This is a genomic window from Pontiella desulfatans (assembly GCF_900890425.1).
GTDB lineage: Bacteria > Verrucomicrobiota > Kiritimatiellia > Kiritimatiellales > Pontiellaceae > Pontiella > Pontiella desulfatans.
In genome coordinates, this window is the sequence record NZ_CAAHFG010000004.1 from 809,814 (window position 1) to 823,344 (window position 13,531).

The following is a 13,531-nucleotide window of genomic DNA, read 5'->3' on the forward strand; positions in this document are numbered from 1 at the left end:
GTCAATCGGCGTTCATGGTGGGTTCATGGATTAGCGAAACCTTTTGCAGGTTGATGGCATCGACGGGGCAGGCCTTCAGGCATTCGCCGCACCGGATGCACTCGTCCTGGTTGATCCAAATCAGATTCATTTCGCGGACATAGTCGGTTGCTTCCCACGAAACCACCCGGCCTTCCTGGTCGTGCGTGATTTCCTTCAGCATCAGAATGCATTCAGGGCGCGGTTTGGCCTTGAGGCACCAGTCGCACTTGATGCACTTGTCCTGGTCGATCTCGAACTTGTAGTGGCACCGGTAGCAGCGCTTTGCTTCTTCGATGGCGTCCGGCCGATCGAAGCCCTGTTCGACTTCGCCTTGCAGGCTCCGCTCGGCGAGCGGACGCGAAGGCATCGCCTGCCTTGGAATACGATCCATGGCGCGGGTGCGGCCAACGGTTGCGGCATCCTCGATCTGCACATGATGGATCAGCCGCTGTTCGCCCATCAGGAAAAGATCGATTTCTTCGACCACCTGCTTGGCATGGGCGATGGCATCGATCAGCGACGATGCCCCCTGGGCAAAATCGCCGGCCATGAACAGCTTGTTGTGTTCGACGTTGTTGGGATTGCCTGTTGGTTCCTCCATCCAGCTGAGGTCGGGGAACTGGCCGGTGGCGAGTAGGACGGTATCGGCGGGGACTTCGAACTCCTCATGGGTTCCGGTTCGATGAAAACGCATGCCGGCCAGCTTGCCCTCCTTTTCAATATAGGCGAGGGGCGTGGCATGGCATTCGAGCGGGATCCCCTCGGCATCGAGCTCCTCCAGCTCGCCGGGGGTGACGCGCATGACCTCTTTCGAGCGACGATAAAGCACCTTCAGGTCCCACTGCGCGGTCTGTGCCCCCAGTCGCCGCGCGGTGCGCGCGCAGTCCATGGCCGTAAAGCCGCCGCCGATCACAATCACGCGTTCGCCGATTCCGCCGGTTCCGGTTTCGTTGACCTCCAGCAGGAAGTCGAGCCCGTGGCGGATGCCGGGCAGGTCGCTGCCGGGCAGGTTGAGCAGGTTGGGTTTCAGGGTTCCGGCGGCCATGATGACGGCATCGTTTCCATCCAACAACTGCGTGAGTGGCAGGTCTTTTCCGATGGCAGTGCCGCAGACGACCTCGATACCTAAAGCGGTGATCTGCTTGATTTCGCGGTGGATGATCTCACGGGGTAAACGGAATTCGGGAATGCCCTGGTTGAGCATGCCGCCGGGGGAATGGTGCTTTTCATAGACCGTAACCTTGTGCCCAAGCAGCGTCAGGTTGCGAGCGGCGGCAAGCCCGGCGACCCCGGAGCCAACCACGGCCACCCTCTTCCCTGATTCCGGGAACCATGGTTCCAGCAGGATGGGATCCTGTTGCGGAAAGTCGGCGGCGGACCGTTTTGAAAAGCAGATGGCCACGGGATCGCCCAGGCCATCGTAGCCGTGGCGGCAGGCGGCTTCGCACGGACGCGAGCAAACGCGCCCCAACACGGCCGGAAAGATATTGTCGCGCAGGTTGATCCGGTAGGCCTCTTCAAAATCGCCTGTGGCAATGGCGGTGAGATAGGCCGGAACATCGGTTCCGGCAGGACAGGCCTTTTGGCAGGGCACGTTGGTTTCCATCCAGGCGAAATCTTTCGGTTCCTTGCAATGGCCGGCCTTGGCTGAGAGCTCCGCCGAGGCCGAATGCGTCCGCTCCACCGGCTTGAAAAGTTTTTTGATCTGCCCCGAAAAATCCATGCCTTATACCAAATTAAACTGATTTGAATTTTTTACCACAGAGTTTACAGAGACGCAGAGGGTGGCAGATATATTGGTTGCTCTGTGCCTCCGTGCGCTCTGTGGTGAGACTCTTCAAGTTAATTGCCTATTAATCGTTCCATCCGCGAAAGTTATTTAGACCGAATCTCAGAAACGGGCAGGGCCGTCAACGAAAAAGGCGAACCCTTGCGGATTCGCCTGATCCTGTCCACTTCGGTGGTGTGGGCTATTTGAGCCTGTAGGCCGCGAATTCGCGCCTTCCGCCGATCGGTGCGGTGGCGATTTCCTCCGAGAGGAACGGGAGCCTAAATGCAGCCAATTGCTCGAAACTCGTTTTCTTTTTGCTGCGGTGTCTGCGCAGGCGCTTGCGCCGAGCCAGCCAGGTGCCCAGCCCCCCGAGGGCGATCATCGAGAACGATGCCGGTTCCGGAACGCAAGTGGATCCGGTCTGAAGGTTGTCGATCCAGGTCGTCTGCCCCACGTTGGCAATGAGCGAGATATCCATCCACTCACTGGCCGGTTGCGGATCGAAGTTGACGTATCCCTCGATATGGCTACCGGTGGTGTTGGCGGTGAAGGTCAGTGAGCCGGGAACCAATACAGACCGCGAATCATCGGTGCCAAAGTCCAAAACGGGTGCCGTTCCGGAATAGTCGAAGGCAAACCAGAAATATTTAATGTTCGCGGAATTGTAGGTGTTGGGGACATCGATATGGAGCGTTACCCCCGAAGGTTGGGTTGCGTTGTGGATTCCAAGCACTCCGCCGAGGGTGGAGACGGTATCGCCATAGCCCGAAATCGACCAGATTGGATCGTTGGGTTGGCCTGAATTGCCCCCTTCCAGGGTGATGGTTGGAGGCAGGCTCCCGTCATCGAAGTCATATCCCCAAAACTTTGTGTTCGGAAGCCCGGTCGGGTTTGTGCTTTCCCAGGGCGGGACAACTTCCCCATAGGCCGGGATCATGAAAGCTGCAACAAGCAGCAAGATTGAGGCAATGCGTACGTGTTTCATCTTATTCTCCCTTGGTTTCATCTCCGTTTCGCGCGGAATTTGGTGTACCGCTCGCGAATCGTTCCCTTTTATAACCAAGCGAAACCTGTTTTGACAAGGAAAATGATGAACTTTACTTGTGTGTATTAATTATTAAAAAGGAAAGATAAAAATTTGTGTGTTGGCATTGTATTCAAAAACCGAGCTGGCCATGGGATCGCCTAGGGTTCGGGATGTTGTTTCATAAAGGAGGAACTTGCAAAACCTCTGGTTTTGTCGTTCCAGTTATCAGGTACTGGTTATTGGTTATCAGGACAAGTCATACGCAACCAGCGGGTTAGCCCAATAACCAATAACTTTTAACAAAAAACCGCCTCGCAAACTCGAAGGGTTTTGCAAGAGGCTCAAAGGTTGGCCCAAAGCCCATGAAAGCGCGGTGGTGGAAAAAGACGCCGACATGGTTTGTGATTGCATTGGTCGGTTTGCTATGAACATGCCATGAGCACACCTGAACTGAGCGCCAGCCTTGAGGACTATCTGGAAACCATCTTTTTCCTTTCCCGGGAGGATGGCGTCGCGCGGCCGAAGGATATCGCCGGACGAATGAAGGTGCGTGCGGCCTCGGTTACGGGCGCGCTCCGGGCGCTGGGGGAAAAGGGGCTGATCAATTATGAGCCCTATGCCTCGGTAACCCTGACGGAAGAGGGCCGCGAGATTGCCGGAAAGATTGCCGTGAAGCACGAGGCGCTGCTGCACTTTTTCACCCAGGTGCTCGGGGTCGATGCTTCGGAGGCGGAGGAATTCGCCTGCTCGATGGAACACACCATCCCCGACCATATCCTGCAGCGGTTCGTCCGTTTTGCGGAATACACCGAAAAGTGCCCGGCCTTCAATGCCAGTTGGCAGGAGAGCGCCGAGGGCTATTTTTGCAAAGCCCAGGGGAGCGATACGAAGCGGTGCGAAACGTGCCGCCTGCCGGAGGCGTAGCCGCGAGATGCCGTCGCGTTCGCGAAGGGACGATCCTGGAGGGTGGTTGTCAGGGTGGCAGGCGGTTAGGCCGCTTCCTTAAAGGCATCGTACCCTTCTGCCGCCATGCACTCCGGTATGAGGGCGGCCCGGAGGTCGATGCGGACGTTCTCGTCTTCAGCGGTTTTCGCGCAGCATTTGATCCCGGCGATGAGATAAAGCAGGCTGATGCCGACGAAAACGATGCCCGGAACGGAGAGGCCGAGGGCGGCCGAAACCGTGATGGCGATGATGGATGGCGTGGCGGCAACGGTCGCAAGGCGCAGTGCCCCGGCAAAGCCCAGGCTGTTGTGCATGGCGGCGGAAAGTATCAATCCCACGATGGCTGCCAGCAGCATGACGAGCACCGCGAAGATGTAGGAAAGCATCAGGAAAATGCCGTAGGAGAGGGGGGCGATTAATTCCCGGGCCTTTTGCAGCCAGCTGTTGATCAGGTGTTTGTCGATCTGCAACTCGGCGATGCCGGCAAGGTCGAATGTATTGAAGAGGTTTTTTCCGCGACGGACGACCAGTTTGGTTTCGGTCAGCAAGAGCATGACCGATGGGTCGTCGATATAGTTCATGCTTCCCGTGGTATCGATGATGGCCAGTGGTTTTCCGTTGGAGCGATTGATGTAGTAGGGTTGTCGCTGGTCGATCGAGGCCGTGCCGTTGGTAATCCGAATCGCTGGAATTTGGTTCAGGATTTCAACATGTTCGGTTTCGAGCGAATGAAGGATATTCTTCCGGACGTCCAGCGTTGGCGGGATGCTGCAGATGGCCAGCAACAGGAACAGGTAGGCCAGATTGACGCCTTTCCAGTTTCGTCCCACGTCAGCATAGAACCGCTTCGAGAAAAACGAAAGGAACGGCATCTGCACCATACGGTATTTTTTGTTCTTCATGCCCTGCTAAATAAGCAGGATCAGTGCCGAGATCCGGTGATGGGTGGAATCGTTATTCATTCAACACGGAAACCGTGTCCCAGCCGTGCTCGCCCGGGGCAATGTTCGTGTATTTGGTGCTGGATCTCGGTTCGGCCATCATGGGGGCAACGGTGTCGCGCCATACCAAATAATGTGGTGTTTCCTTGTGTGCGGCGGCATCTGCCGGGGTGCGGTACACCTCCACCAGCACGAAGCGGTTGGGATCGGCGTCCTGCAGGAAATCGAACCGTGCAATGCCGGGTTCGAGCATCGAGTTTTTCACATTTTCAAGCGTTGCGGCTTTAAACTCTTCCGTGTTCTCGGGTTTTACATGAATGAATACATGGACAATGAACATGGTGCATCTCCTATAAGGTTAATTCCCTGACTTCGGATCAAGTACCCAGCGTTTGTTATACCAAAAATATTGCTCGGGCGCCTTGAGCACCTCTTTTGAAAAGGCCGCCATGATTTCCTGCATGATGCGCTGCTGGTCGGCTTTCTTGTCCGCTTCCGGATCGGGAAGGATGGGGGCGAGCAGGGTGGCGTCGTGTTGGGTCCATCCGATGCGCCGCGCCATCACCGGGTAGATGGGGCAGTTGGCCAGCTGTGCGAAATGGGCGGCTCCCGGCGCAACGGTTGCCTTGTTGTTGAGATAATCAACCGTTGCACCCTTGCGCACATTGACGTCGGGAAGAATGGCGAGCACCTTGCCCTGCTTGATGCGGTCGACCACGCTTTTCCAGATGTTGGACTCGCGGTAGATCAGCTCCAGGTTGAAGGAGCAGCGCATTTTATTGATGTAGTCGTTCATCAGGGGGTTTTTTTGTTTCCGGACAATCGTGAAGAGGGGAAGACCGATGAGGTCGCCGGCGATGGCCGCAATTTCCCAGTTCCCGAAATGCGCCGTGGTCATGATGAATCCGGATTCGCAGCCCTCCATGATTTTTTTCAGGTCGCCCTCCAGCGACCCCATCGGCTGCTTGCGAATCTTCGCTAGCGTGAGCTTGGGGAAGCGGATCTGTTCGATTGCGGAAAAACACAGGTTGCGCCAGGCCAGCCACGCAATGCGGCGCACCTCCTTTTCCGTCTTCTGTTCGCCGAACACCTCGCGGATGCGGTTGCGCGTCCGCTCCACGTTGACCCGCCCGAGGAAATGCGTCCCCGCCGCCACCAGCCAGGCCAGCCCCAGCGCCGCGCGCAAGGGCAGGATCAGCACCAGTCCGGCAATGCTTCGGAAAAGTAGATATTCAACAACGTGTTTGGGCCTGTGCATCGACTATCCCTTATTCCTCTCCCACTTCCTCGGTTTCGGCGGGAACCGCAGCGGATCGGATTTGGCGGCGACGTAGACCAGCCCCTCGCCGAGGGTTTGCTCGACCTTGCGCTCGAGCTCGGCGCAGGGGCGCACCTTGTAGTCGCCGTCGGTATCCAGGAAAACCTTGGGTCCATCGACAAATTCAATGCACAGGTTCAGGGGCGTGTTCCCGCGGTATTCCTGCACCGCCTCCTTCAGCGTGGCCATCACCTGCTCATTCACCCCCATTTCCGGGAGGTGGATGCTGACGCGGTCGCAGAACATGCCGGCGGCCTGCTCGAGCGGGAAGATTTCCAGCACCTGGAATTTCAGGTCGCCGCTGTCCTCCTCCATCATGATGCCGCCGAACATCATGGTGGCATCATCCACGATGTGGGAGCCGTATTCCTCGTAGGGGTTCGGGAAAATGATGGCGCTGATCGCCCCTTCCAGCCCCTCGATCCGGAAGGTGGCCATTGGCTTCTGGTCTTTCTTCGTGAAGAGCTTGCGCGTTTCCGTGATCATTCCACCCACGCGCGTTCGCTCCCCGGCGGCGAGCTGCTGGATATCCTTCACGCGCTTGAGCGCAAACTTGTTGAGCACCCACTCGAAACGGGCCAGCGGGTGCCCGGAAATGAAGAAGCCGATCAGCTCCTTCTCGGCCGCGAGCATGTCGGACTCGCTCCAGGGTTTGACGTCGGGCAGCTCTTCGTCGGTGCTGCCCGCGGATTCCTCTTCGGCCCCGCCGCCCATCATGTCGAACATCGAGACCTGGCCGGCGGCCTTGTCCTTCAGCGCTTCGGCGGCCCGGCCGATGCAGATGTCGATCCCGTTGAAGAGCCGGGCGCGGTGGATGCCGCAAAAATCGAAGGCCCCGGAGCGGATCAGGCTTTCGATCACCTTCTTGTTGGCGGAGGTGATGCGCGAGCAAAAATCCATCAGGCCGGTGAACGGGCCGTTTTCGTCGCGCTCCCGCACGATTTCCTCCACCACGCCTTCGCCGACGCCCTTGATGGCCGCCATGCCGAAGCGGATGCCGGAGCCGTCCTGCACCGCGTTGAAGCGGCCGATCGACTCGTTGACGCTCGGGGGCAGCACGTCGATGCCCATCTCCTTGGATTCGGCGATGAAGCCGGTCAATTTATCGGAGTTGCCCATTTCCCCCGAGAGCAGGGCAGCCATGAACTCGGCGGGATAGTGCGCCTTCAGCCAGGCCGTCTGGTAGGTCACGAAACCGTAGGCGGTCGAGTGCGACTTGTTGAAGCCGTATTTCGCAAATTCGGTAATGTTGTCGAAAATGCGGTTGGCCAGCTCGGCGCTGATGTCGTTGGTGGCCTTGCAGCCCTCGACGAACTTGCCGCGCTGCTCGGCCATCACCTCGGGTTTTTTCTTGCCCATGGCGCGGCGGAGGATGTCGCCTTGGCCGAGCGAGAAGCCGGCCAGCTTCTGCGCCGCCTGCTGGATCTGCTCCTGGTAGACGATGATGCCGTTGGTTTCCTTCAGGATCGGTTCGAGCAGTTCGTGGTCGTATTCCACCGTTTCCTGCCCATGCTTGCGCTTGGTGTAGGTCGGGATGAACTGCATCGGCCCCGGGCGATAGAGCGCGAGGATGGCGATGATGTCCTCGATGCAGTCGGGGTTCACCTGCCGCAGGGTGTCGCGCATGCCGCCCGATTCCAGCTGGAAGACGCCGACCGTGTCGCCCTTGGCCAGCAGCTCGAAGGTTTTCTGGTCTTCGATGTCGAGCTTTTCGGGGTCGACGTCGATCCCGTGGTTACGTTTGATCAGTGCGCAGGCTTCGTAGATGATCGTCAGGTTTTTCAGCCCCAGGAAGTCCATCTTCAGCAGGCCGATCTCTTCGGTTGGCCCTTTCTCGAACTGGACGACCGTCAGCTTTTCCTTCGGTTCCCTCGTGAGCGGAATGATCTCGATCAGCGGCTTTTCGCCAATCACGACGCCGGCGGCGTGCATGCCGGTGTGGCGGGGCAGGCCTTCGAGCAGGCGCGCATATTTCATGATCCGCCGCGCATCCGGTTCGGTGTCGGTGGCCTGCTTGAATTCGGGGCTTTCGGCCAAGGCCTTTTCCAGGTTGGTCCCCGGCGTGTCCGGAATCATCTTGGCCAGCCGGTCGCAGTAGGGCAGGGGGATTTCGAGCACGCGGCCGAGGTCGCGCATCAGCGTCTTGGCGCCGAGCGTTCCGAAGGTGATGATCTGCGCCACGCAGTCCTCGCCATACTTGTCGCGCACATACTGGATCACCTGCTGGCGCTTCGTCGGGCAGAAGTCGATATCGAAGTCGGGCGGCGATACGCGATCGGGGTTGAGGAAGCGTTCGAAAATGAGGTTGTACTTCAGCGGCTCGATCGTCGTGATCGCCAGCGAATAGGCGAGCAGCGACCCCGCGCCCGACCCGCGGCCCGGCCCGACCGGGATGCCCTGCGCGCGCGCCCACTGGATGAAGTCGGCCACCACGAGGAAATAGTTGATGTAGTTGGTCTTCTTGATCACACTGACTTCATAGTAGAAGCGCTCGTTGATCGTCTGCTCATAGTCGTTCTTCGGGTGGTCCAGGTCGTGGATGTCGTAGAGCTTCCTGAGCCCCTCCTTGCCGAGGTGCACGAGATAGTCGTAGTCCGATGTAAACCCATCGGGCAGCGGGAAGAACGGGAAGTGGAGGTCTTCCGCCTTTTCCGGAAAGAAAAATTCCACGTTGCAGCGCTTGGCAATCTCGACCGTGTTGGAAATCGCCTCCGGGTGGTCGGGGAAGAGGGCGGCCATCTCCTCGCCGCTCTTCATGTAGAACTGGTCGCCTTCGTAGCGGTGGCGCGAGGTGTCGGCCACCAGGTCGCCGCGCTGCAGGCAAATCAAAACATCGTGGGCCTCCGCATGCTCCTGCCGGATATAGTGCACGTCGTTGGTCGCCACCAGCGGGAAGCCGGTGCGCTTGGCAATTTCCAGCATGTTTAGATTGGCGATCTTCTGGTCGGCCAGCCCGTGGTCCTGTAGCTCGAGGAAAAAGTTGTTCGGCCCCAGAATGTCGGTGTATTCCCGCGCCAGCGCCTCGGCCTTATCCAGGTCGCCGTCCTTGCAGGCCTCGGTCACCTCGCCGCGCAGGCAGGCCGCTAGGCCGATCAGTCCTTTCGAATATTTCTTGAGCATCTCCTTGTCGATGCGCGGTTTGTAGTATTGGCCCTCGAGGTGGGCCAGCGACACCAGCCTCACGAGGTTTTCGTAGCCCTCCTGGGTTTCCGCCAGCAGCACCAGATGCATGTTGTTGCGTTGCGAGCTCTTTTCCTCGATCCCGTGGCGCGCCAGATATACCTCGCAACCGATGATCGGCTTGATGCCCGCCGCATAGGCCGCCTTATAGAATTCCACCGCCCCGTACAAGACCCCGTGGTCGGTCATCGCCAGGTAGTCCATGCCCATGTCCTTCGCCGCTTGCAACGCCGGCTTCACCTTCACGGCGGAGTCCAACAGGCTGTAGCAGGTGTGGAAATGCAAATGGCAAAACGGTACTTGGCTCATGAAAAACTCCTAAATCAATCTAAAAAAAGGCAATGCGCGACCCAGCCGGATTCAATCTAACCGCGAAAGAACGCAGAGAACGCAAAATGTATCGCTGGCAGGTCGTCCCGGGTTTCTCTCTGCGTTCCTTGCATTCTTTCGCGGTTCCAAAAGTGCGCCGTGAATTCGCATTGTAGGGAAGATAAAATCCACCCGTTCCAATGAACAGGAGAAAATAAAACCAATGGCTATTCATACATCGAAAGTCCCGTTTTGCAGGGGGTTCTTCCGGATAAGGCCATTCCTTGTAGGTGCTTTTTTATTGAATGGGTCAGATGAGCACGCGGTCAGCGACATGCGCCGTCCTTGCGTCGCGCAAGCTCTTGACTCGCAACTTTGTTGTTTCGCGCATGGCTTGACTTGTTTCATATCTTCTTTAAGGTAGTTTGCGAAAACTGGGAGGGGAAATGATTATGAAGTTCGGCAAGACTGGAAATGCAACGGTTATTCCGTCGGCGGACCTTGGGGCAAGGCAGGGGATTCTTGCGGAATTCTACGAGTATGCTCCGGCCGGCTATCTCATTCTCGATTTCGACGGCCGGATCCTGGAGGCCAACGCCACGGCGGGAACGCTGCTGGGGATGGAGCTGGCGGCCCAGCTCAAGGGGCAGGCGTTTTCCGGTTTTGTGCATGCCGAGTCCGCCGAAGCGTGGGAAGCCCATCGCAACCATGTGGTTGAGCGCGGGGAAAAGCATGGGGTCGATCTTGTGCTGCAACCGGTCGACGGCAAGCGGATCGTTGCTCGGGCGGAGTGTACGCCCCGTCCGGCGAGCGGGCTCTGCCTGATGGTGCTGGTGGACATTACCCAGCGCGTATGGGTGGAGGACGCGCTTCGCAAGAGCGAGCAGGAACTCGCCATGATCAACCTCGGTTTGGAGCGCGATGTGAAGGCGCGCGCTGCCGACCTGCACGAAAGCGAGGCCCGCTTCCGGATTCTGTTCGAAGAGGCGCCGGACGCCTGTTTCCTGATTGGCTTGGATGGCCGGTTCATCGATGGCAACAAGTCGATGGAGCGGATGGTCGATTATCGGCGCGAAGAGTTGGTTGGCCAAAACCTGTTTGAGTCCGGTCTTTTCCACGACAACTGTTTTTCCATGGTGGCCGGCAGCATGTTGACCTTGGCGGAGGGCAGGAAGGTGGCGCCCTGCGAGCTGGTGCTTAGGCGCAGGGATGGCAGCAGGGTGTATGTCGAAGTCTCGGGCCAGGCCATCCGCCTGCAGGGTGAACGGGTGGTGTTCTTCAGCGCACACGACCTGACCGGCCACAAGGAGACCGAGCGGAAGCTGGCCGAAAGCGAGGCCCGTTTCCGCCTCTTGTTCGAGGAGGCGCCGGATGCCTGTTTCCTGATCGATCTCGATGGCCGGTTTGTGGATGGCAACAAGGCGGTGGAACGGCAGATTGGCTATTCCCGCGAGGAGCTGCGCGGCCAAAGCGTCTTCGAGTCGGCCATCTTCCCGCCCATTGCGAAGCAGATGGCGGCGGAACGGATTGGGAAACTGGGCCGCAATGAAAAGGTGACGCCAATCGAGTATGTTCTGCAGCGCAAGGATGGCTCGGAGATCCAGGTGGAGGTCACCTCCATGCCCATACTGCTGCAAGGCAAGACCGTGCTGCTGAGTACGGCCCGCGATCTCTCGGCCCGCAAGAAGACCGAGCAGGCGCTTCAGGAGAGCGAGGAAAAATACCGCTTGCTGTTCGAATCGGAAACCGATGCCGTCATGCTGTTCGATGGCGAAACCCGGCAGTTCATCGACGTTAACGATGCGGCGGTGCAGTCGTATGGCTATACCCGCGAGGAATTCCTGAAGCTCACGCACTTCGACATCACCGCCGAGCCCGAGGTCGCCAACCAGGTCATCCGCGAAAACCTGGCCGGCCGGCCTCCGTCATCGGTCCGCAGCAGCCACCGGCGCAAGGATGGAACGGTTTTCCCGGTCGAGATCGCGGGGAGTTCCTTTTCGATCAAGGGCCGTCCCGTGGTGTGCGGGGTGGTGCGCGACATCACCGGCAGGGTGAAGCACGAAGAAGAGCAGCAGCGAAGCCAGAAGGAATTAAGGCATCTGGCCTCCGAACTCTCGCTCGCCGAGCAGCGCGAGCGGCAACGGATTGCGGCCGAGCTGCACGATGGCATTTGCCAGCTCCTTAGCTCGTCCAATATCCGCTTGGCCGCCCTGAGGGAAGCCGATGGCCTATCGCGGGCAACCGTCCAATCGATCGACAAGGTATCCGGTATTATCGAGGAATCCCTGAAACAAACCCGGTCGCTCATTTTCGAGCTCAGTTGCCCGATGCTGACCGAGCTCGGCCTCGCCGCCGCCTTGGAGGATCTTTGCTCCAGCATGGCGCACGAATATTCCGCGCGTTTCGAATTCCGGGGCGAACAGCGGCCGCTGCCGCTGGCCATGGAGCGGAAAATCCTGCTCTACCGCTCGGCGCGGGAACTGCTCATCAACGTGGCCCGGCATTCCGAGGCGGAATGGGCCTGCGTCGAGCTGGAACGCGAGGGCGGTCTGGTGCGCCTGCGGGTGGAAGACAACGGCAAGGGGTTCGATGCCACATCCGCCGGCATGGGCTTCTCCGTTTCCGGCGGGTTCGGGCTTTTCAACCTCAGCGAATATCTCCGCCACGCCGGCGGGGAGGTCTTGATCGATTCCGGCCCCGGCAACGGAACCCGCGTAACCCTTTCGCTCCCGCTGGAGGAACAACATGGATAGGCCAATCCGAATCGTGTTGGTGGACGACCATGCCGTGATGCGGGCCGCCTTGTGCAGCCTGCTGGATGCCCGCGCGGAGTTCTCGGTGGTGGGCGAGGCCGACAACGGGCGCGAGGCGCTCGCCGTGGCCGCAAAGGCCGCGCCGGATGTGGTGGTGATGGATATCAACATACCCGAGCTCAACGGCATCGATGCCACGCGGCAGCTCTGTGCCCGCTTCCCGCACATGAAGGTCATTGGCCTGTCGGTTCACACGAAGGGCCGCATGGTTTCGGAAATGCTCGATGCCGGCGCCATGGGCTATGTGCCCAAGAGCAGCGCGGCGCAGGATCTGATCAACGCCATCCGTTCGGTCATGGCCGGCAACATGTATGTCAGCCCCGAGGTACTCGGCGACTTCGTGGAATTGCGTTCCCGCGCCGCCCCCGGCAAAAGTGCCTTCGAAAAGCTGACCGGACGCGAGCGCGAGGTGCTCCAGCTCCTCGCCGAGGGCAACTCCACCAAGGAGGCGGCCGAGAAGCTTTGCCTCAGCGTCCCCACCATCCATACCCACCGCCAGCACGTCATGGAAAAGCTCGGCGCCCGCAGCATTGCCGACCTCGTCCGCTACGCCATCCGCGAGGGCATCATCTCGGCGGATTGCTAGCGTATTGCCCACCGCATCATATTTTTTATGACCCGCTTTCATAGCCGGTGCGATATGCATTGCCCCTTGCAGGTGCTTACCTCGTACGATGAAAACGATACATGTTGCTCAATTAGGGACGCCGGGCCGGCAATGGAAGGCCTGGGAGGATGCGCTTTCGGAGGCGGAATTCGATGTTCGTTCCGTGGACCCGCTCGCGATGGAACGGCTGACCGGTTGCACCCGTCCGGGCGATACCGTGTTGTTCGACGGCCTGTTGCCGAACCTGTCCAGGCATATCCGGCACACCTGCGCGCGGTGTCCGGAGGTTAATATTATTGTGGCCACCGAGGTGGATTCCTTTGCCATCCGGTATGAAGTCATGCATTTGAATGGGGCCATCTATGTCTCCGGGCCCACGAGCCCGGATCGGTTCGTCGAGCGCGTCCGTTCGATGATTCAGCGCGAATGCTTCTCCGATGCCGTGTGACATCACCCGTTTTTTCCGAGGCAAATGTTCGCCGGCCCAGTCAAATGGACTGGGTGGGAGGGAGGAACCGAAAGCCCCCTGGCGGAAGAAGCTTCCGCCAGGGGGTGAATTCAAGGATGCGTATCCGCATATCCCGCCGCGCCGTAGCGAA

The 13,531-nt window shown here is 59.0% G+C and carries 10 protein-coding genes; 4 read left to right on the forward strand and 6 right to left on the reverse strand.

Features of this window, described 5'->3' with window-relative positions:
* Position 1: 1 nt before the first annotated feature.
* Together E9954_RS28935 and E9954_RS28940 are read right to left on the reverse strand one after the other, a co-directional pair.
* On the reverse strand, positions 2 to 1,744 hold the full coding sequence (locus E9954_RS28935; protein ID WP_136082775.1) for an FAD-dependent oxidoreductase: 1,743 nt from the start codon (positions 1,742 to 1,744) through the stop codon (positions 2 to 4).
* A 247-nt stretch (positions 1,745 to 1,991) separates the two neighbouring features.
* Positions 1,992 to 2,777 (reverse strand): PEP-CTERM sorting domain-containing protein, encoded by a 786-nt coding sequence (locus E9954_RS28940; protein ID WP_168442674.1) that lies wholly within the window; start codon positions 2,775 to 2,777, stop codon positions 1,992 to 1,994.
* A 477-nt stretch (positions 2,778 to 3,254) separates the two neighbouring features.
* On the opposite strand from E9954_RS28940, the gene E9954_RS28945 reads away from it, so the two are divergent.
* Positions 3,255 to 3,743, forward strand: a complete 489-nt coding sequence (locus E9954_RS28945) for a metal-dependent transcriptional regulator (RefSeq protein WP_136082777.1) — start codon at positions 3,255 to 3,257, stop codon at positions 3,741 to 3,743.
* Positions 3,744 to 3,808: 65 nt separating this feature from the next.
* Here E9954_RS28945 and E9954_RS28950 read toward each other — a convergent pair whose 3' ends face one another.
* Genes E9954_RS28950 through dnaE form a run of 4 tightly spaced genes read right to left on the reverse strand, consistent with a single transcriptional unit; the run spans position 3,809 to position 9,512 of the window.
* Positions 3,809 to 4,666, reverse strand: coding sequence for a DUF1189 family protein (locus E9954_RS28950; RefSeq protein ID WP_136082778.1), 858 nt, complete (start codon positions 4,664 to 4,666; stop codon positions 3,809 to 3,811).
* A 52-nt stretch (positions 4,667 to 4,718) separates the two neighbouring features.
* A complete protein-coding gene (locus E9954_RS28955; RefSeq protein ID WP_136082779.1) occupies positions 4,719 to 5,045 on the reverse strand; it encodes a putative quinol monooxygenase in 327 nt (108 codons plus the stop codon).
* An 18-nt stretch (positions 5,046 to 5,063) separates the two neighbouring features.
* Positions 5,064 to 5,963, reverse strand: coding sequence for a lysophospholipid acyltransferase family protein (locus E9954_RS28960; RefSeq protein WP_136082780.1), 900 nt, complete (start codon positions 5,961 to 5,963; stop codon positions 5,064 to 5,066).
* A gap of 3 nt (positions 5,964 to 5,966) precedes the next feature.
* The gene (gene dnaE, locus E9954_RS28965) at positions 5,967 to 9,512 is read right to left on the reverse strand and encodes a DNA polymerase III subunit alpha (protein WP_136082781.1); all 3,546 of its coding nucleotides are present in this window, start codon (positions 9,510 to 9,512) and stop codon (positions 5,967 to 5,969) included.
* Between the two features lie 446 nt (positions 9,513 to 9,958).
* Between dnaE and E9954_RS28970 the strand changes: the two genes are divergently transcribed.
* The 3 genes from E9954_RS28970 to E9954_RS28980 all read left to right on the forward strand — a co-directional run bounded on the left by E9954_RS28970 (position 9,959) and on the right by E9954_RS28980 (position 13,380).
* Positions 9,959 to 12,265, forward strand: a complete 2,307-nt coding sequence (locus E9954_RS28970) for a PAS domain S-box protein (protein WP_136082782.1) — start codon at positions 9,959 to 9,961, stop codon at positions 12,263 to 12,265.
* Complete coding sequence (locus E9954_RS28975) at positions 12,258 to 12,911, forward strand: response regulator (RefSeq protein WP_136082783.1); 654 nt, start codon at positions 12,258 to 12,260, stop codon at positions 12,909 to 12,911. The genes E9954_RS28970 and E9954_RS28975 overlap by 8 nt, the downstream gene beginning before the upstream one ends.
* A gap of 88 nt (positions 12,912 to 12,999) precedes the next feature.
* A complete protein-coding gene (locus tag E9954_RS28980) occupies positions 13,000 to 13,380 on the forward strand; it encodes a response regulator transcription factor (RefSeq protein ID WP_136082784.1) in 381 nt (126 codons plus the stop codon).
* The last annotated feature ends 151 nt before the right edge of the window (positions 13,381 to 13,531 follow it).